Annotated in this window: 18 protein-coding genes; 9 read left to right on the top strand and 9 right to left on the bottom strand. The window is 42.8% G+C overall.

Translation table 11 applies throughout. The annotated features are described in order from the left end of the window. Nucleotides 1–193 precede the first annotated feature (193 nt). The 6 genes from EZ437_RS13155 to EZ437_RS13130 form a co-directional block, all read right to left on the bottom strand. Entirely contained in the window at nucleotides 194–1,381 is a 1,188-nt protein-coding gene (locus EZ437_RS13155; protein ID WP_131596461.1) for a FecR family protein, read from the bottom strand. Nucleotides 1,382–1,545: 164 nt separating this feature from the next. Next, on the bottom strand, nucleotides 1,546–2,148 hold the full coding sequence (locus EZ437_RS13150; protein ID WP_131596460.1) for an RNA polymerase sigma factor: 603 nt from the start codon (nucleotides 2,146–2,148) through the stop codon (nucleotides 1,546–1,548). Nucleotides 2,149–2,267: 119 nt separating this feature from the next. Further along, the gene (locus EZ437_RS13145; RefSeq protein ID WP_131596459.1) at nucleotides 2,268–2,726 is read right to left on the bottom strand and encodes an SRPBCC family protein; all 459 of its coding nucleotides are present in this window, start codon (nucleotides 2,724–2,726) and stop codon (nucleotides 2,268–2,270) included. 195 nt (nucleotides 2,727–2,921) lie between these two features. Continuing rightward, nucleotides 2,922–3,848, bottom strand: coding sequence for a TIGR01777 family oxidoreductase (locus EZ437_RS13140; protein WP_131596458.1), 927 nt, complete (start codon nucleotides 3,846–3,848; stop codon nucleotides 2,922–2,924). Nucleotides 3,849–3,850: 2 nt separating this feature from the next. Continuing rightward, nucleotides 3,851–4,672 carry a DCC1-like thiol-disulfide oxidoreductase family protein gene (locus EZ437_RS13135; RefSeq protein WP_131596457.1) on the bottom strand — a complete coding sequence of 274 codons (822 nt, stop codon included), beginning with the start codon at nucleotides 4,670–4,672 and terminating at the stop codon, nucleotides 3,851–3,853. Between the two features lie 136 nt (nucleotides 4,673–4,808). Continuing rightward, nucleotides 4,809–5,315: a GbsR/MarR family transcriptional regulator gene (locus EZ437_RS13130; protein ID WP_131596456.1), complete on the bottom strand. Its 507-nt coding sequence runs from the start codon at nucleotides 5,313–5,315 to the stop codon at nucleotides 4,809–4,811. A 221-nt stretch (nucleotides 5,316–5,536) separates the two neighbouring features. On the opposite strand from EZ437_RS13130, the gene EZ437_RS13125 reads away from it, so the two are divergent. The 4 genes from EZ437_RS13125 to EZ437_RS13110 are packed head-to-tail and all read left to right on the top strand — an operon-like array spanning nucleotide 5,537 to nucleotide 10,171. Beyond that, nucleotides 5,537–6,727 (top strand): Kelch repeat-containing protein, encoded by a 1,191-nt coding sequence (locus tag EZ437_RS13125; RefSeq protein WP_131596455.1) that lies wholly within the window; start codon nucleotides 5,537–5,539, stop codon nucleotides 6,725–6,727. A 10-nt stretch (nucleotides 6,728–6,737) separates the two neighbouring features. Beyond that, on the top strand, nucleotides 6,738–7,595 hold the full coding sequence (locus tag EZ437_RS13120; protein ID WP_131596454.1) for a hypothetical protein: 858 nt from the start codon (nucleotides 6,738–6,740) through the stop codon (nucleotides 7,593–7,595). A 28-nt stretch (nucleotides 7,596–7,623) separates the two neighbouring features. After that, nucleotides 7,624–9,537, top strand: coding sequence for a histidine kinase (locus tag EZ437_RS13115; RefSeq protein WP_131596453.1), 1,914 nt, complete (start codon nucleotides 7,624–7,626; stop codon nucleotides 9,535–9,537). Further along, on the top strand, nucleotides 9,530–10,171 hold the full coding sequence (locus EZ437_RS13110; RefSeq protein WP_131596452.1) for a response regulator: 642 nt from the start codon (nucleotides 9,530–9,532) through the stop codon (nucleotides 10,169–10,171). Before EZ437_RS13115 ends, EZ437_RS13110 begins: the two co-directional genes overlap by 8 nt. On the opposite strand, the gene EZ437_RS13105 is transcribed toward EZ437_RS13110, so the two are convergent. From EZ437_RS13105 to EZ437_RS13095, 3 genes are read right to left on the bottom strand one after another with little or no spacing between them, the layout of a single operon-like run. Continuing rightward, nucleotides 10,168–10,734 (bottom strand): AraC family transcriptional regulator, encoded by a 567-nt coding sequence (locus tag EZ437_RS13105; protein ID WP_131596451.1) that lies wholly within the window; start codon nucleotides 10,732–10,734, stop codon nucleotides 10,168–10,170. The genes EZ437_RS13110 and EZ437_RS13105 overlap by 4 nt on opposite strands. After that, nucleotides 10,731–10,937 (bottom strand): heavy-metal-associated domain-containing protein, encoded by a 207-nt coding sequence (locus EZ437_RS13100; RefSeq protein ID WP_131596450.1) that lies wholly within the window; start codon nucleotides 10,935–10,937, stop codon nucleotides 10,731–10,733. Before EZ437_RS13100 ends, EZ437_RS13105 begins: the two co-directional genes overlap by 4 nt. A gap of 12 nt (nucleotides 10,938–10,949) precedes the next feature. Continuing rightward, nucleotides 10,950–13,181, bottom strand: a complete 2,232-nt coding sequence (locus tag EZ437_RS13095; RefSeq protein ID WP_131596449.1) for a heavy metal translocating P-type ATPase — start codon at nucleotides 13,179–13,181, stop codon at nucleotides 10,950–10,952. Between the two features lie 108 nt (nucleotides 13,182–13,289). On the opposite strand from EZ437_RS13095, the gene EZ437_RS13090 reads away from it, so the two are divergent. From EZ437_RS13090 to EZ437_RS13070, 5 genes are all read left to right on the top strand, one after another. Then, nucleotides 13,290–14,501, top strand: a complete 1,212-nt coding sequence (locus EZ437_RS13090) for a multidrug effflux MFS transporter (RefSeq protein ID WP_131596448.1) — start codon at nucleotides 13,290–13,292, stop codon at nucleotides 14,499–14,501. A gap of 67 nt (nucleotides 14,502–14,568) precedes the next feature. Next, nucleotides 14,569–15,738, top strand: a complete 1,170-nt coding sequence (locus EZ437_RS13085; RefSeq protein ID WP_131596447.1) for a hypothetical protein — start codon at nucleotides 14,569–14,571, stop codon at nucleotides 15,736–15,738. Between the two features lie 59 nt (nucleotides 15,739–15,797). Beyond that, the gene (locus EZ437_RS13080; protein ID WP_165500406.1) at nucleotides 15,798–16,448 is read left to right on the top strand and encodes a head GIN domain-containing protein; all 651 of its coding nucleotides are present in this window, start codon (nucleotides 15,798–15,800) and stop codon (nucleotides 16,446–16,448) included. A 10-nt stretch (nucleotides 16,449–16,458) separates the two neighbouring features. After that, nucleotides 16,459–17,961, top strand: a complete 1,503-nt coding sequence (locus tag EZ437_RS13075) for a DUF4833 domain-containing protein (protein WP_131596445.1) — start codon at nucleotides 16,459–16,461, stop codon at nucleotides 17,959–17,961. 68 nt (nucleotides 17,962–18,029) lie between these two features. Further along, nucleotides 18,030–18,632: an RNA polymerase sigma-70 factor gene (locus EZ437_RS13070; protein ID WP_225869578.1), complete on the top strand. Its 603-nt coding sequence runs from the start codon at nucleotides 18,030–18,032 to the stop codon at nucleotides 18,630–18,632. Nucleotides 18,633–18,635 lie beyond the last annotated feature (3 nt).

Below are 18,635 nucleotides of genomic sequence, written 5' to 3'. Positions count from 1 at the left end.
TGGTTCTATGCAATTTGCTCTTGTCGTCCAAAACTGAAGCATCATTGCGGTTAAAACAGTTAATAATTTGATTGTCCAAGCTAAAACCATTCCCGCTTAAATGGGGATGGTTTGCTTTTTATTAATTTTGCTTTCGTAAAAATTCTTCCATCTTCCTGGCTATTTTTAGGTTCATAAATTTGTTAATTGCGGGTTATTTAGTCACGATTACTTTTTTATCTTCAATCTTAAAGTGAACGGCTCCGGAGGACTCAATAAAGTTAAGAACCTGCGACAGTTTTTTATCTCTCGATATCCAGCCACCAATTTTTATATCTTTCAAAACTGACTGCTCATATACCACTTCCACGTCATACCATCTGGCAATTTTACGCATCAATACGGTAAACGCTACTCCTTCCAGGTTAAAATCACCTGCTTGCCAATCTATCACATTGTCTACATTCACTTCCTGTACATTTAAGCCGCCATTGGTATTCAAGGCTTGCTCTCCGGGTTTTAAGACCTGCTTGCTACCGGCCTTTGCTACAGTAATGCTAACCGATCCTTCGTATAAAGTAGTGGATATAGCGGGCTCATCCAGATAGCTGTTGATATTAAAATGCGTACCCAAAACTTCCACCTCCTGACCTGCAGATTCTACCACAAAGGGATGCTGTGCGTCTTTGGCGATTTCAAAATATGCTTCTCCAACTAATTTAACCCTTCTTGTTCCGTTGTCATTCAGTGATGATCTATAGGTAATACTCGATGCGGCATTAAGCCATACATTCGATCCATCAGGTAATTTAACCCGGTACGTCTCGCCGTTACTGGTGGATAGCGTATTCATATTGTTGCTCTCGGCAGTACCGTCCATCACATATACCAATTGTCCATCGGCCGTTTTTGAAACGCTAACACCAGCTTCTTTGGCCAACTCACCATTAATAGCTGTACTCAGTTTGATCTTTTCACCATTAGCCAGGGTTAGTGTAGCCCCCTCTTTTCCGGGCGCAGCGTCACTCGCATATTCAATCTCACGCTTAGCGCCGCTCGTCATATTCCTGTTTATGAACCACACTGCGCCTAGTACCATAAGCACAACGGCAGCAGCTATGGCGATACGGGGCCATAGCCTTACTACTTTTGGTGCAGCTACTACTTGCTGCTGATCCTTTATTCCCTCAGTGATCTTATGAAAAATGGCTATACTATTAACGTCAAAGTAATCCTTGACTTTTTCCTCAAGTTCCTTTTCATCAATATATTTACGGTATTGCAAAGTATTGCGCTCACTCGCATTCACCCAGGCATCCAGTTCATTCTGCTGTGGCTCGGTGATCGTACCCTTTATCCGGGCAGCAACCAATTGCGCAATATAAATTTCATTTTCAAACATTGTCATTCTTTTAATTATGCTCTTTATGGATAAGCCATGGCGATCCTTCAATGAGCATATACAATAGAAACCCCAAACTCTGACAAACAACCAAAAGAAATTTAACTTTTTTTTAACGCTGTGATTTTGATTGCTTAATGATGCCAGTAATTATCAGGAGCTGACTAGAGATGTCTTCCCATAAACATCAACAAAAATAACTGCAAGGTGGCCGAGAGACCTTTTTTTAAAAATTGTGTTTTTAGCAATTCAATTGCACGGCTTTTATGATTTCGCACCGTCTGTACATTTAAATTAAGTTCCTGCGCAATTTCCTCAGTATTTTTACCTCCAAGATAGATCAGCTTAAAGACCTCACGGCATTTATCTGGCAGGCTTTCAATTTCTCTTGCCAGAATATCCACTATCTCTGTGTCGATGATCTCATAAAAGATCTCGTCGTTGTGCTGATCCATCTGCCTGAGATAAAGTTCCTGGGCAGCAGTTTTACGTTTTTCATTACGCAGGTAATTGAGGCAGTTATTACGGCAGGCGATATATAAAAAGGCCTTGATCTTATCCGTATTTTCAAAGGTTTCTCTTCGATCCCATAGTTTAATGAAGCAATCTGCTACAATATCCTCTGCCTGACGCTCGTCTTTAACAATTTTTGATGCAAAATAACACAATGACCGATGGTGTTCTTTAAAAAAATACGCAAGCGAAGACTCATTCCCTCTCTGAAACTCCTCTATCCATTGCATATCTTGATTAACCCTTTCTCTCATTTATGTATTACTCAATAAATGTTAGCTGAAAACGTCGACAATATACTGATTATTCATTTTAACTTCTCGCTAGCCCGTCAAAATCATTGGGCTGACCTGTTATAGGCAATTCCCAATAGTTACTTGGCATAAGCTTCTGCTTTTTGCTTTATAACCTGATTACGATGTTCTATGAGTTCCTGCATATATTTCCTAAGAAACAGCGCATCTGCAAGTTTGCCAAGTATACCGAGCGGCGACTCATATGTAAATTCATCTGTCATCAAGGTATACCCTGCTTTCTGTTCAAATACATGCTGATGTATCATCATTTTAAAAGGTCCAGTTACCATTTCGTCCGTAAATAAGACTGGGATTTCACATGCTGTTATCTTGCTAGTCAATTTCATCATTACTCCGAAATGCTTTGCTTTCCATGTAACAGTTTCATTAAGTCCGATCAATCCAGTTGTGACTCCAGCGATGGCACGCTCACCCGTATGCTTCATGGTGTCAAGATGAAGATCGATACTTCGTGCAAGATTAAAGCAAACATCAGGTGTGGCGTAGATTTTGGTCTTTAACACAAATTTCGGCATAATTAAGTGGTTAAATTTATTGTAATGCCAGCAAGTGGCCATAATATGTCATTAATAAACTGTGCGTGGAAAAGTAAAGGCATTGGTAATACTATCCAAAAGAATACCCATATTCGGGAAAGAGCTGTGTTCTGCAAAAAACCAACTTTATAATTAATTAGCCTCCGCTCTATAATAACCAATGTTTCCATGAGCTTAATTTGCAATGCTTATAATATCCTTAATTGCATGTTCAGCCCTTGGGAAAATAAAGGAATAACCAGAATCCACCAACCGTTTCGGTGCAACCCAGCGACTTTTTAAGATTAGTTCTGTCTCGGTTCCGATAACAACCGCTCCCATTTCCAGCAACCATGCTGGTGATGGGAGTCCGAACGGCACACCATAGGCATTACGGATTAGCTTCATGAACGTTGTGTTTTTTACTGCTTCAGGCGCCGTGCAGTTAATAACACCACTCAACTCCTTGTGTTGCAACAACCACTCAGTACATTTGGCAGCATCCTGCTCATGAACCCATGATACATATTGCTGCCCATCGCCTTGTTTTCCGCCAAGACCAAATTTTACCAGATTAAGCAGCCGTGGAAAAGCGCCGTCTCTACTTCCCAATACTATTCCCATCCGCAAAGCAATTTTTCTGATTTGAGGAGTACTTGTTTCGAAAAATGTTTGCTCCCATTGGCGACATACATCTATCGAAAATCCATAGCCTATTTCCCCTGTTTCCTCATCCTGCGGGCGGTCTTCCGCATGGCGATAGATCGTCGCAGAAGTGATATTAATCCAGAGTTCTGGAGGGTTCTGCAGTTTAGCGATGACCTTTCCCAAAAGTATGGTCGGGTTGACCCTTGAAGCAATGATCTCAGCTTTGTTCTTTGCAGTGTATCTGCAGTTTACATTCTTCCCACATAAATTGATCAGGAGATCAGCTCCATCCAGACTTTTGCTCCATTCACCTTCGTCCACGCCGTTCCACACTAAAGTGGTTATATTTCCTTGGCTTGCTGCTGGTTTTCGGCTTAAGATGATAATCTCTGTAGCCAGATTATGGTAATATTCTGCAAATACCTGGCCCAGGTATCCGTTTCCACCTGCCAAAATGATCTTATTGTATTTCATAATTATGCATTTAAAAGTATAACTAATAGGACTGCAATTCGGTATAGTACCCAGGTGACCGTCAAGGTCCAGCCTATTTTTAAAAGGCTACTTCTGCGGATATGCTCCAGTAACATCAGGCCTGCAACGCCCAAAAACCAAATCAGATAAAATATTGGATCAAGGTCGACCCAAGTGGCCAATAGCATTGGTGGCAGGAGCAATAATGCTCCTGCAAATGAAATAGTCATCATGTTGCCAAGATAGGCCCAGGCTTTTTGCGGGTTAAGCAGGGTGACGATGATGCCCTGAAAAACGATCTGTCGACAGCAAATGAAGTACTCTCGATAGGCATGTCCTGCCGGAAGGAGTTCTTTCATTAAAACTGTATAATTAGATAAAATACAGGCAGTCAGAAACCAGGTAAATACCAGATAAGCAATGCGGTAATGAAGTTTAAAGGCGGGCTGAAACTGATAAGCCTCTTCCTTTACCGGAGGTATAATAACCCGCCTGTTGTAGGCAATAAATGCATATACTTTGCTCATCAGCCAGATAAAGGGTTGGAAACTAAAGAGCGGACGGAAAACCGGCATGGCCAAGCCAATGATTTTAAACAGACTTTTGATGCCGTAGGTGACCTCACCCGTTTCCTGGTTCACCAGTGCTATCTCATTTGCTGCACGCTGCCTGTCTACCATCGGGCAAGCACGGGCAGACAATTCCTGATAAGCTGACCTCCCCTGCTTTTCTAAAAGGCCAGTACTTACAAATGCACTGGTATACATTCTGCACATTGGACATTCTTCGTCGAATAGGATGAGGTGGTTTTTCAGCGTTTTCATATTGTTTATTCTTATTATTTATTTCTTATGGAACTTTCAGTAAAAAATGAAATATCTAGTTAAAAAAAATAGGCTTATCTGGACATTTTAAAAATGGTTATTTGAATATTGGTCATTTGAATAAATTAATTACAGACTATTTGAACATTTTAAATATCGAGCCCCAAAACCAGCTTTCCTCTGCTTTTAGCATGGTATCGAGGGTTTTATCTACATTTTTAGCCAGCTTATTGATATCGGCAATGGACTTTTTGAAAGTAGCAAATTCAGGATCTTTATCTTCTCCTTTTACATTGGCAAGTTCGTCAAGCACCTTCAACACCGGATCTAGTTCCCTTTTTCTGCGTTCCTTGGCCACTTGTCTTGCAATATTCCAGGTGTCTTTATCTGCATAAAAATACTCTTTGCGCTCCCCTGCCCTATGCTGTTTTTCTATCAGGCCCCAGCCGATCAAATCCCTTAGAGTCATGTTGGCATTGCCTCTGGAGATACTTAGGGTGTCCATGATCTCTTCGGTAGTAAGTGCGTCGGCTGAGATGAGTAGTAATGCATGAACCTGCGCCATGGTGCGGTTGATCCCCCATTCTGAGCCTAATTTACCCCAGGCCTCTATGAATTTCTGTTTTCCTTCTGCTAATTCCATATACAAATATAATACAAGTTATTAAACTTTCAAAATATATTGAAAGTTAAATTAGTTTGTTTGATAGAGAGGGATATGCTGGCCGACTAAGGGTTTTCCCTGAGTTTTCTCAATTAAGGTTTACACCGATTTTATGCCTGATTTTTATGTAGAATTTGGTCTCAATCAATAAATGAAAAAACCACACATAAAATCATTCTTAAAAACTTAAAATTAAAACTATGAAATCAACAACACTCCTACTCGCTATCTTATCATTCAGCTTTATCCTGTCCTGCAAGAAAAAAGGTGCTGAGGGCGAACCGGAAGGCAATGGAAATGGCAATGCCGGCAACGTCAAAGAATTTATGGTAGGCGCATTAAATAATGCTCAGCGTAAGGAGCCTGTGGTCTGGAAAGATGGTGAACTGACAGCACTTCCTTTTGAGTCCTCACAAAACACCGTAGCCAAATCGGTGACCATTGCCGGTAATGATGTCTATATTCTGGGGCATGAAACAAGCCCCAACGGATTTATCCGGACTTCAAGGATCGTAACCTGGAAAAACGATGAACTGGTACCAGTTACTGATGGAAGCAAAAAGGCCGCACCGATCAAAATGGTGGTTGACAATGGGAATGTTTATGTATTGGGTACGGAAACAGACCAAAGTCAGGGAAGCAGTACTACGCTTTATAAATACTGGAAAAATGGGGTGGTTACACCGCTGAACACAAGAGACGGACAAGCGACGGATATGGTGGTGATAAATAACGAGGTATACATCTCCGGAAATGAAACAAATGCAGCTGGAAGGGTCATCGCAAAATACTGGAAAAATGGTGTAGCTGTAGAAATTACAGATGGATCAAAGGATGCTTATGGAGAGTCTATCTCGGTAGAAGGATCTACTATAACGGTACTTTTCAATCAAAAAAACAGCACCCAGTTTGGAAATGACCTAAAGGTTTGGAAAAACAATGTGGTAAGCATTCTGAATAGCGGCAACTTCAATACTTTTGGTAAGAAAATCATTCTTAAAAACAATGTGGCACATGTGCTGGGCCGCCAAAACATGCCAAATGCATCGCAACAGGTAGTTTACTGGGCAGATGCTGCTAAAAAAGAAATTACCAATGGAAACCGCAGCGGATACGAAATCGATATGCAAATAGCTGGTAGCGATGTTTACGTCCTATTTGAAGAGGACAATGCGAGCAATACGCTAATTGCTAAAATCGCTAAAAATGGTGTCGCAAAAGAGCTTTCAAATGGCAGTGATGATGCGAGTGCCGCCGCTTTCACCATCGTAAATGGAATCGAATATGTTGTCGGCAATGCAAACAAACAAGCCTTCCAATGGAAGAACGGGACAGAAAAGGTTGTTAACCTAAATGGTTCGGTTAACGGCATATTTGTTAAAAATAATTAGTAGTTTCATCATGAAAATTCAAGGAATTATGTTGCTAAAAATCTGTGTGGTGATCATCTCTTTAATTCCAGGCACAGAATGGGCCACTCATTCTAATAGCAACGTACAGAGACCAGCACAAACAGTGGCTAAGACAGTTAAAAAACCGGTAAAAAAAGTAGTTAAGCCGGTCATTAAAGCAAAACAAAATGTAATCAGCTTTAGCGGGACTTATACCGGCGAAATCAAAGGAATACCCTTATCTATCCAGCTTGTACAAAAAGATAAAGCGGTTACTGGTTCTTTTACCATCAACGGTGAACAGGCAACCATCAATGGTACGGTCATTAGTTCAATTTGTTCGGGAAAGATCACAGAGGACAATACCAATATTACCTATCGCTTCTCCGCAGAAAAATCCGGTCAAAATCTCAACTTCACTTTACTGGATCCCGGCCAAACTGTGCCTGGTGTCAAAATTGTATTGAAAAAGAGTCCTGTTGCTGCTGCCAATACTGCTGTTATTAAGAACACCTCCGGTCTTTCAAGGAATCCTTCCCTTATTGGTACCTGGCGGAATACAGAGGTGATTAGCAGCGGAAGCGGTGAGTTTTATTCCTCTTTCTCGACAGATTATTTTGTAAAATTTGATGGCAATGGAAATGCTTCTATCTGGACTGGCAAAAGTGCCGGCGGTACCAGGGATGTGACTATAGATGCGCCGCAGGGAACGCAGGTACAAAGAATGCAATGGTACACTGAAGGCAAGGCGCTGATCTTTGTAGATCCGAAAACCCATCAGAAAGAAGCGATTAGCTTTTATGCTGAACCAAACCGGATGATGCTTACAGGAAAAAACAGTAAAAAAGTATATCAAAGAGTAAATTAGCAGTTTAAAAGCCCAACCCGTATAATACATGAAGATCTACGTCGCCCTCCTGCTCTTAACCACGATGTGGGCAATGACTTCTGTGCCGGCCCGGGCTCAGAAAGACTCTGCACGTATCAAAGAATTACTGGACAAAGCGTATGTATTTGAAGTTTCTGAACCCAGGAAGGCTTTAAAAATTTATCAGGATGCTTACCAATTAAGCCTAAAGGAAAAATACGAACTTGGTGCCTTTAAATCCATGCAATACAGCGGAATAGTACATAACGACATAGGCAACTACGATTCTGCACTCTATTACTACCAAAAATCAAAGCCCCACAGTGAAAGAATGGGATATAAACGCGGTCAGGCTCAAACCTTTATCAACATAGGAAATACGTATCAGTTTAAAGGCGATTACGAACTGGCGGTATCCAATTATCTTTCAGGTTTAAAAATCTTTGAAACCTTGAAGGACAGTGCCGCATTAAGCCAGAGCTATCAAAACTTCTCCGCTATATATGCTACCATAAAAAACCCAAAACTGGAAGTATTTTACCTCAAAAAAGCAATACAATATTCCAGTCCCGCCCAAACAGCGCAAATAGCTGAACTTTACGGGGATGTAGGACTCACCCTTTTAAGGCAAAACAAGCCGGATGAAGCCCTCATTAATTTCAACAAGACTGCAAAGTCTGCGGAGAACTCTACTGACATGCATCTACAGTTTATTGCAAAAAGAAACCTTGGCGATTATTATAGTTATATTAAACAGTTCAATAAAGCAATTGGGTATTATGAAACGGCAAACCGGATTGGTGAACCGACAATCATTGAAAAGAATGATTTGATGTATATCCTGTCTGGACTTTATCTTGAAATGAAAAATTATGCCAAGGCCCTGGATTATACTCAGCAAACCATCGCTCTCGCCAGGCAAATCAAAGCAAGGGAAATTTTGTTTAAGGCATACAAAAGGCTTGCTGTGATTTATGACAACACCAATCAGCCTGCAAAGGCATTTAAATTCCTCGCCCTAAGCGATAATCTGAAAGATTCCGTGATGGATGAAAACTACCTGAAACAGATTTCCCTGATACAGACGCAATACGAAACGGAGAAAAAAGATAAATCCATTGCTGAACAGCAAAGCCAGATTAAAAAAACGGAGATAGAATTACTTAAAAAAGAAAACCAAACCACGATATCACTGATCGTAATCTTGCTTTTGGTGATACTTTCTTTCGGGATATGGCTATTTTTCAGTCAGCGACAGCGGCGAAAAAACAAGGAAATCCTGAGCTTAAAGCAGCAGCAGGAAATAGCGCAACTAGAAGCTTTGATAGATGGAGAGGAGAAAGAGCGCAGGCGCATTGCTCAGGAATTGCATGATGGCATCAATGGCGACCTGGCGGCTATTAAATATCGCTTGTCAAGTCTGGAGGATGCGGGACTGGTTTTGGATGACCAGGAAAACCTTAAAAAAGCCATCGAGATGATCGATAGTTCCTGCACACAGATCCGCAGTATTTCTCACAACTTGATGCCCAGTTCCATTGTAGATTTTGGCCTGGTAGAAACGGTAAGGGAGTATTGTGCCAGAATAAACCAGTCGCAAGCCTTGAGCCTCGATTTCCAGTACTTTGGAAATCCGGCAGTATTGCCTAAAAAAGCCGAAACGGTCATCTACAGGATCATACAGGAACTGATAAATAACATCACCAGACACGCCGGGGCTACTACTGCGATGGTACAGATGAATTTTCATGAAAACGAACTGTTTATCACCGTGGAGGACAATGGAAAAGGCTTTGATACTTTGGTAGTTCAGAAAGGACTGGGCCTAAAGAACATCCGCTCACGCATAGAGTTTTTAAATGCGCAACTCGATATTACCAGTACCGAAAAGGGAACATTTTTTAACATTACCATCGACCTAAATACCTTGAAAGATGATTGAAGTAGCCATAACCGATGACCATACCATCGTGATTGAAGGCATCCGGACAATGTTGAAGTCCAACAAGGAAGTAATGATTTCTCAGTCTTTTACAACCATAGCAGAGACTTTTGAAGGATTGCAGCCAAACATACAGGTACTGCTGCTGGACATCAACCTGCCAGATGGCAATGGCATTACCGCATGTAAAGAACTGCTGCAAAAGTTTCCGCAATTGCGCATTATTGCCCTCAGCAACTTTGAGGATGTAGCTTTTATCAAGCAGATCATTAAAAATGGGGCAATGGGCTATCTTTTGAAGAACACAGACAAAACGGAACTGGTAGTGGCTATTAAATCAGCCCTGGAAGGGCAACGGTACCTGCCGCAGCGCATCAGCCAGATGCTGCTCAATGAATCGCTCGGGAAATCTAACCCTTCGGCCTATTTCATTCCAAAGCTGACAAGCCGGGAGAAAGAAATACTGGACCTGATCATTAAAGAATATACGACAGAAGAGATCGCCGAAAAGATATTCATCAGCGTAAAGACGGTGGAATCGCATCGCAGTAACCTGATCCAGAAATTGGGGGTTAAGAATACCGCGGGCCTGGTGCGCATCGCTTTTGAAAAAGGCCTGGTTTCCGGTAGCTAGCCAATTTTATCTAAAGACTTCCTGTTCTGATCCTTTGCAGCTTTGTACTTGCTGGGTGAAAAACCGGTTATAGCTTTAAACTGAGCCGATAAGTGGGCACTGCTGCTATAACCCATTTTATAAGAGATTTCATTCAGGTTGAGTTCTCCATATTCCAGCAGTTCTTTTACTTTTTCTGTTTTTTGCTGTATGATATAGCGTTCGATGGTAATGCCTTCAGCGTCTGAAAATGACCTGCTCAGGTAGGCATAATCTTTATTTAACCGGTCTGCAATTAAATGCATGAGGCTCTGGTTGATTTCGTTGAGATCTGAATAATGTACCAGGTTGATCACCTCTGTTTTAATTTGCTCTATGAGCTGATCTTTTTCCTTGTCGATCAGCTCAAAACCCAATACCTGCAGGGCAGAAGAAATGTCCTGCAGTTTTGCTGCATCAGGATCGGGCTGCACAGTAACCTTACCAAGGGAGATTTCCCCGACCTCAAAACCAAGGTTCTGCAACTGCTGGTTGACGATCATGATGCAGCGGTCGCAAACCATATTTTTCACATAAAGTGTCATATCTTTTCTGCCTTGTAACCGGCAGTATCCAATACGCTGATTACTTGTTTAGGATTTACAGGTTCATCGGTATCGATGCTCAGTACTTTGTCCGGATTTTCTGTATCTACACTCCATTTGCTGGATATCGCGTTTAGAAAAGGGGTCACGGTAGCTACACAGCCTCCGCATTTGATATTTGTCTTGAATTTTATTGTATGCATGATGATGTAAATTTATGAAATTAAACTGGCGAATTTTAATCTTAAGCTATTGCTGACTACCGACACCGAGCTAAGTGCCATCGCTGCTCCGGCAATCATGGGATTCAACAAGAATCCATTAAAAGGATACAATAATCCTGCCGCAATGGGTATGCCGATGAGGTTATAAATAAACGCCCAAAACAGGTTTTGGCGGATGGTTTGTACTGTTTTTTTAGAAAGCAACAGTGCTTTGGGCACCTGCTCCAGATCAGAAGACATCAGGGTGATCTTGGCTACATCAATGGCAATGTCTGAGCCTCTTCCCATGGCAATGGACAAATTGGCTTGCGCCAGTGCCTGACTGTCATTGATCCCATCCCCTATCATGGCTACTACTTTCCCTTCCGACTGAAGCTGCTTAATGAAGTCTGCTTTGTCTGAGGGCAGTACTTCTGCTTGAAAACGATCGATGCCAACTTCCCCCGCCACTGCAGCCGCGGTCTGCTGATTGTCTCCGGTGAGCATATATACAGTTATTCCTTGCTTCTGCAGGGCTGCAACGGCTGACTTTGAAGCTTGTTTTATCTTATCTGCAATTGCAGCTACTGCCAGGACCCGGGATTCGTCGAAAAAATAAATCACCGTTTGGGCCTTTGCCTGTAATGATTGTGCACGTTGCTCCAGCTCGGAACTGATCGTTTGTCCGGATAACAATTTGTGGCTCCCTGCCCAATATAGCTGACTATCATAATCTGCACTTACGCCTTTTCCCGTCAGGCTTTCAAAATTTGTAATGAGAGCCGCTGTAATGGATTGCTTTTTTAGTTCGTCGACGATCGCTGCTGCAAGCGGATGTTCAGAATTTTGTTCCATCGCCAAAAAGATCTGTTTGTACAACGCTAGCGCTGCAGCCGGGCCTTCTACCCAGATCAACTCAGTCACCTCAGGCTTGCCTTCCGTGATCGTGCCTGTCTTATCCAGTACAATAGCATCGACTTTGTATCCGGATTCTAAGGCATCCGCATCTTTAATTAATATCCCGTTCTCCGCTCCTCTCCCTATCCCTACCATAATGGCAGTCGGCGTAGCCAGGCCCAGCGCACAGGGACAGGCGATTACCAAAACGGTAACCATGGCCAGCATACCTTGAGAAAATGCATTTTCTCCTCCCAATAACAACCATACACCTAATGTAACAACCGCGATCAGCATCACAATGGGTACAAAAATACCTGCTATCTTATCTACCAGTTTCTGCACCGGAGCTTTTGAACCCTGGGCTTCCTGCACCAGCTTAATAATTTGTGCCAGCATGGTTTCACTACCCACCTTCTCCGCAATAAACCTAAAGCTGCCCTTTTGATTAATGGTACCGGCAAAGACTTTATCGGCTTCTCTCTTCAGTATTGCTACCGGTTCGCCGGTAATCATGCTTTCATCTACATAAGAACTGCCTTCATATACCTTTCCGTCTACCGCAATTTTCTCTCCTGATCTGACCAGTATCTGGTCTCCGCGTTTTACATCGGCTATGGAAATCTCTTTCTCTCCCTGATCGGTAATCAGCAAAACAGTTTTAGGCTGCAGGCCGATCAGTTTCTTAATAGCGGAGGAGGTATTAGACTTGGCCCTTTCCTCCAGCAGTTTACCCAACATGATAAATACGATAACTACAGCAGCTGCCTCATAATATACATGCGGATGCAGGCCTCTATGGTGCCAGAACTCAGGGAAAAACGTATTGAACAAGCTAAATAAAAAGGCTATTCCTGTGCTGAGCGCTACCAGCGTATCCATATTGGCCTTGCTGTGTTGCGCCTGTTTGTAGGCGTTGATAAAAAAGCTTTTGCCGAAATAGAAGACTATCGGCGCAGTAAGCACCATCATCATGTAATTGGCATAGGGCATATCCATAAAAAACATACCGATCATTACTACCGGCAGGGCAAGGATGCCTGAAATAATGGTCCTTTTTTTAAGCGAGTTGTATGCACCGGCCTGTACTTCCTCTTGCAGTTCATCCCCTTTTTCGGTATCCAGAATAAGGTCGTAGCCGACTGACTGCACTGCTTTTTGGAAGTTTTCGGGCTTTGTGGCCTCCTGATCATAGGTAACGCTAACCTTTTGCGTAGCATAGTTTACAGCAGCTTGCTTTACTCCCTCCTGCGCCCCGATCATAGATTCTACACTTACGGCACATCCGGCACAGGTCATACCCAATACCGGAATTGAAATTGTCTTTATATTTTCGTGTGAGTCCATTCTTCTATTATTTACTGTACAAAAGTACGGCATCACCGCCCTTAGCATTTACATAATCCTGATTAAAAGTTATACAATTTGGCCTATATTTGCGCCCTAAATTTACATATGACACAAAAACGATACGTCTTTCTGATCCTTATTTTGGGTTCCCTCACTGCTCTGGGGCCTTTCTCCATAGACATGTACCTGCCTGGTTTTAAAGCCATTGCACAGGACCTAAACACCACCGAGGGTAAGGTAGCCTGGTCGCTGTCTAGCTATTTTATAGGTATCTCGGCCGGGCAACTGCTGTACGGCCCCTTGCTGGACAGGTTTGGCCGTAAGAAGCCTTTATACATTGGTCTGCTGGTATATATCCTGGCCTCTATCACCTGTATCTTCGTAAGCGATATCGATTCATTTATTGCATTGCGCTTTATTCAAGCGGTAGGAAGCTGTGCGGCAGGTGTAGCCTCGATTACTTTGGTAAGGGACCTATTCCCGGTAGAACAAAACGCTAAGGTTTTTGCCTTGCTGATGCTTGTTCTGGGGGCCTCACCAATGATTGCCCCTACGCTGGGCGGCTATGTAACTGTGGCATTTGGCTGGCATTCTATATTTATCGTACTCACTGGATTGGGAATACTTACATTACTGGCGAGCTGGCTATGGCTGCCTTCCGGCTATAAACCAGATACCAGTATGTCATTAAAGCCGCGTCCCATCATTACTAATTTCCTCGCGGTACTTAAAGTTCCACAGTTTTATACTTATGCATTTACCGGTGCGCTGGCCTTTGCCGGATTATTTGTCTATGTAGGTGCCTCACCGGTATTGTTTATGTCCGTATTTGGAGTAGAAGAAAAAACCTATGGATGGATCTTTGCTGGATTGTCGGTCGGCTTTATTGGTTCCAGCCAGGTGAATACCCTGATGCTTAGAAAATTCAAAAGCGAACAACTGATCTATGCCGCATTAATTGTACAGACGATCACCGTTTTTATTTTCTTAATAGGCAGCATGAACGGATGGTTTGGACTGGGCGGAACATTGGTAATGTTATTTATCTTTTTAAGTTGCCTTGGCTTTTCCAATCCTAATGCAGCGGCACTTTCTATGGCGCCGTTCACTAAAAACGCAGGCAGTGCCTCTGCCCTGATGGGAGCTTCCCAAATGGCAATAGGCTCTATAGCTTCGGCATTTATTGGTTTTTTTGTACAGGAAAGTGCTGTCCCAATGGTCTGCATCATGACGGTAACTACCGTTATGGCATTTGGAATCCTGCATTTCGGCAGAAAGATAATTGGTAAAAAAGCAAAAGATCCTCAGCTAATTTAACTTATTTTTATTTCCTGCGTAGGGGTGAACCCTGATCTCGTTGTCTTACTCTCAAATAAGACACGAAATGAAAACAATAATTACCTCAGTTTTAGTTGCCGCAGGATTAACTGCCACTGCACAGGATCAGCAAAGTACCACAAAAGATAAGTCTGCTGATTCACGCTCAGTAACCATTTCCATTCCGGGAAAAATGCACTTGGGCCTGGTATATCCGCTAAGCACCAATGGAAGCCATGCTGCTTTGGACACCAATAGTTTTTCACTGCACCTCATAGCAGGTGTGTCAGCTGCCGAACGCGGACCATCCTTTGCCGGTCTCTCTAATGTAGTAGTAAACGATACCAAAGGTTCACAGTTTGCAGGCTTTTCCAACCATATTGGCAAGACAGCAAACGGGGCTTTGGTTGCTGGATTCATGAATACCTATGGTGGTGGCATCGGATCTGCATTTGCAGGATTTACCAATGTTGCTGCAGGAAATGTAAAGGGTGCTCAGTTCTCAGGCTTTGCAAACGTAGCAAAAAACGTAAATGGTGTCCAGTTTGCTGGTTTCAGCAATACCGCTAAAAATCTGAAAGGATCTCAGTTTGCCGGCTTTGCCAATGTAGCAAAAGATGTTTCCATCAGCCAGATGGCAGGCTTTATCAATACAGCTAAAGACGTAAAAGGCTCACAGTTCGCTGGTTTTATCAACATTGCTAAAAAAGTGAAAGGCGCACAGGTAGCCGGGTTCATCAACATTGCCGACAGCAGTGACTGCCCTATCGGGATCATCAACATTATAAAAAATGGCGAAAAAAGCATTGGCCTTACCATTGATGAAAATCAAACCAGCATGCTGTCTTTCAGATCGGGAGGAAAGGTGCTGTATGGCATCCTGGGCATAGGGTACAACTTCAAAAACACAGATGAGGTCTATGCTTTTGAGGCAGGCTTAGGTGCCCATTTCTTTCAATCACGTAGTTTCAGGCTGAACGCCGAAATCACCAGCAGCATGCTGGAGAGCTTTAAAGAAGGCGACTATATGAAAGCCTCTTTAAGATTAATGCCAGCACTCAGGATCACGCCTTTCCTGGAAATATTTGCAGGTCCTTCATTGAACTTCATCAGCACCAATACTACTGAAGGGATTGCATTGACGAAAAAAACAATCAAAGAATGGCCGGGCGACTTGGACGATGACTTCAGGGCATTGTACCTGGGCTACACAGGTGGATTGCACATCACATTTTAATTATCAAACCAACACAATATTAATAACACATACAAATGAAAACAATTAATCATCACAAAATGAAAGCATTAATTCTATTCGCACTGAGCAGCCTGCTGCTTATCTCCTGCTCCAAAGACAGGCTTACGGCCAGTGGCGACAAAACTACAGAAACGCGAATTGTAAGGGACTTCACTGGAGTAAAATCAAGCGGGGCAAACGATGTGCACATCACTTATGGCACCGAATTTAAGGTGACGCTAAAAGGATCGGACAACCTGATCCCCTATTTTAAAACAGACATCGTAGGCAATACCTTGCACCTTGGATACGAACGTGTAAATGTGCGCCGAGACGACATCGAGGTATTTGTTACCCTCCCGGAAATACAATATGTTTCGTTAAGCGGCAGTGGATCGGTAGATATTTACGGAGCATTTCCAGCGGTTGATTTCTTCGATCTGTCGATCAGCGGTTCGGGGGAAGTGGAGGTTGAGGATGCTTTTAATGCAGATGAAACCGTTGTCAAAATCTCCGGATCTGGTGAGGCTGACCTGGAAAAGTTAAGCACCAGACATGCTGATATAAACATCTCAGGCAGTGGCGACGCAAAGCTTAAAGTACAGGAGTCACTGAAAGCAAGAATCAGTGGCAGCGGTAAAGTATACTACAAAGGCAATCCGCAGGTAGATTCGCAGATCAGCGGGTCTGGTAAGGTTATAAAGCTATAATCTTAAGACCATGGCAACCTTGCAGTTTATATTCGGCGCATCCCCTATCCCACTGGATAGCATTGCAGACCTGGAAAAGGCAGCGCCAAACTTGATGGTCTATGCCCTGCCCGCTGTATTGTTATTTACTTTAATAGAATATGGTGTGTCTTATTTCTCTGAACACAAGAGTTACGAGAACAGGGAAACATTGGGCTCCGTGATGATCGGGCTAGGCAACCTGGCGGTAAACCTACTGATGAAAATGGCATTGCTGTATGCAGCCGTGTGGATCTATAACTTGTTGCCATGGAGAATGGAGCTGAACTGGTGGACTTTGATCGCATGTTTTGTAGCGTACGACTGCTGTTCTTACTGGTCACACAGGATCTCGCATTTTAACCGCTTCTTTTGGGCCACGCATGTGGTACACCATTCGGCTGAGCATTATAATTTGACTGTTGCATTCCGACAAAGCTGGGTGCAGCATTTCAAGACCCTGTTCTTTATCCCAGTAGCACTGATGGGATTTCATCCTGTGGTATTTTTTGTTGCGAGTCAGTTGAGCACGTTATACCAATTCTGGGTGCATACGGAGCGTATCGGAAAGCTGCACCCGTTTATAGAGCGGCATTTTGGTACGCCATCCAGCCACAGGGTACACCATGGCAGTCAGGAGAAATACCTGGATAAGAATTTCGGTGCAGTGTTTATGATCTGGGACCATATGTTTGGTACTTTTCAGTATGAGGAAGAAAAACCGATATACGGACTGACTACTCCTGTGGCCAATAAAACCAATCCCTTTGTATTGAATTTTCATGAATACAGGGACATGATAGCCGACATCAGACAGAGCGATGGGATCAAAGAGCTGCTGTTCTTTATTTTCGGGAGTCCAGGCAAGATCTATCAGCATAAAATAGCAAACATCAAGAAAGGCATTGAGCCGGCCGGCAATGTACGAAAGGAACCTCTACTGATGCGGTTTTTGAAGGCAGCAATACTGATTCTGGCGCTGATTTTATGCCTGAACGAATCCTCACCCGCGCAGAAAAGCAGCATGCCTGAACCCCTGCCTGTGCCCAAAGGGGAAAATCTGCTGTTCTTTTTACAACGAAACCCGGATGCCAATACGGTGATCTACGAGCTGAACTTTGAAAAAGATGGAAAACTGAACGATAGAAGACCGGTAAAGGGGTCATGGATCAGGTATGAAGAAGAAGAAAAGTTTAAAGAGCTTACGTCGATAGAACAAAAGTTTGCCTATGGGGTGAAATGTAAATCACTCGGTAATGAGGAATACGAGATCAGACTGGTGGCTTACAAAAAGCTCCCGTTGTACCTTAAGAAATCTGAGTCCGACCAGAAATACCGGATTTATATAAAAGATGAAGGGAAAGATTTATTGCTAAAAAGGGTATTTGTAAGGGTAAATGGCGGGTCATTTTGGTTCCCTAAGGTTCAGTATATTGATTTGATTACTACCAATAGCACAACTGGAATAGAGTTTTTGAAAAGGATTAATATTTAAACTTGACAACATGTCATCTCGACTCAAGTCAAAGAAACTAATATATTTGAAGTAGAATTAAACAAACCGTGACCGATACATTAACACTTTACGATGACAGTGCTTTTGAACAGATGTTCAAATCCCATTACAAAGCCTTGCATGCCTATGCAAGCGTGATGCTGAGGGATGAAGACACTGCAGAAGAAATTGTGCAGTCTATGTTCCTGAAATTCTGGGAGAAACGCTCGCTGATGAATGTCCAGACTTCCATCAAAGCGTATTTATACAAATGTGTACACAACGACAGCCTGAACTACCTGAAACATCAGACCATTAAAATAAAGTACCAGGATTATGCCGTACATAGTATGAATGACCATTATGAACCAGCCTCATCCAAAGTGGAGTTAACGGAACTTGAAACCAGGCTGCAGGAGGCGTTAAAGGAACTTCCGGAACAGTGCAGGACGATATTTCAGATGAGTAGGTTTGAGGAGCTGAAATATAGGGAGATCGCAGACCAACTGGGCCTTTCGGTAAAGACCATAGAAAACCAGATGGGCAAAGCACTAAGGATATTGCGCATCAAACTGGCAGATTTTATAACGGTGATTGCCTTAATGGTCAGCACCTATGCCGGCTATAGCTTGCCGCAAATAATAACGTATTACAAAGATTTTTTTAAATAGGGA

It is taken from the genome of Pedobacter psychroterrae (assembly GCF_004331695.1).
GTDB lineage: Bacteria > Bacteroidota > Bacteroidia > Sphingobacteriales > Sphingobacteriaceae > Pedobacter > Pedobacter psychroterrae.
The sequence above is the reverse complement of the archived record's forward strand: the minus strand, read 5'-3'. Positions and strand labels throughout refer to the sequence as shown.

Bases quoted from the DNA above. Each gene is read 5' to 3' on its own strand.
- EZ437_RS13115 (WP_131596453.1), top strand. From the start codon at position 7,624: ATGAAGATCTACGTCGCCCTCCTGCTCTTAACCACGATGTGGGCAATG.
- EZ437_RS13120 (WP_131596454.1), top strand. From the start codon at position 6,738: ATGAAAATTCAAGGAATTATGTTGCTAAAAATCTGTGTGGTGATCATC.
- EZ437_RS13105 (WP_131596451.1), bottom strand. From the start codon at position 10,734: ATGACACTTTATGTGAAAAATATGGTTTGCGACCGCTGCATCATGATC.
- EZ437_RS13100 (WP_131596450.1), bottom strand. From the start codon at position 10,937: ATGCATACAATAAAATTCAAGACAAATATCAAATGCGGAGGCTGTGTA.
- EZ437_RS13135 (WP_131596457.1), bottom strand. From the start codon at position 4,672: ATGAAAACGCTGAAAAACCACCTCATCCTATTCGACGAAGAATGTCCA.
- EZ437_RS13075 (WP_131596445.1), top strand. From the start codon at position 16,459: ATGGCAACCTTGCAGTTTATATTCGGCGCATCCCCTATCCCACTGGAT.
- EZ437_RS13110 (WP_131596452.1), top strand. From the start codon at position 9,530: ATGATTGAAGTAGCCATAACCGATGACCATACCATCGTGATTGAAGGC.
- EZ437_RS13095 (WP_131596449.1), bottom strand. From the start codon at position 13,181: ATGGACTCACACGAAAATATAAAGACAATTTCAATTCCGGTATTGGGT.
- EZ437_RS13155 (WP_131596461.1), bottom strand. From the start codon at position 1,381: ATGTTTGAAAATGAAATTTATATTGCGCAATTGGTTGCTGCCCGGATA.
- EZ437_RS13090 (WP_131596448.1), top strand. From the start codon at position 13,290: ATGACACAAAAACGATACGTCTTTCTGATCCTTATTTTGGGTTCCCTC.
- EZ437_RS13080 (WP_165500406.1), top strand. From the start codon at position 15,798: ATGAAAGCATTAATTCTATTCGCACTGAGCAGCCTGCTGCTTATCTCC.
- EZ437_RS13150 (WP_131596460.1), bottom strand. From the start codon at position 2,148: ATGAGAGAAAGGGTTAATCAAGATATGCAATGGATAGAGGAGTTTCAG.
- EZ437_RS13145 (WP_131596459.1), bottom strand. From the start codon at position 2,726: ATGCCGAAATTTGTGTTAAAGACCAAAATCTACGCCACACCTGATGTT.
- EZ437_RS13125 (WP_131596455.1), top strand. From the start codon at position 5,537: ATGAAATCAACAACACTCCTACTCGCTATCTTATCATTCAGCTTTATC.
- EZ437_RS13085 (WP_131596447.1), top strand. From the start codon at position 14,569: ATGAAAACAATAATTACCTCAGTTTTAGTTGCCGCAGGATTAACTGCC.
- EZ437_RS13130 (WP_131596456.1), bottom strand. From the start codon at position 5,315: ATGGAATTAGCAGAAGGAAAACAGAAATTCATAGAGGCCTGGGGTAAA.
- EZ437_RS13140 (WP_131596458.1), bottom strand. From the start codon at position 3,848: ATGAAATACAATAAGATCATTTTGGCAGGTGGAAACGGATACCTGGGC.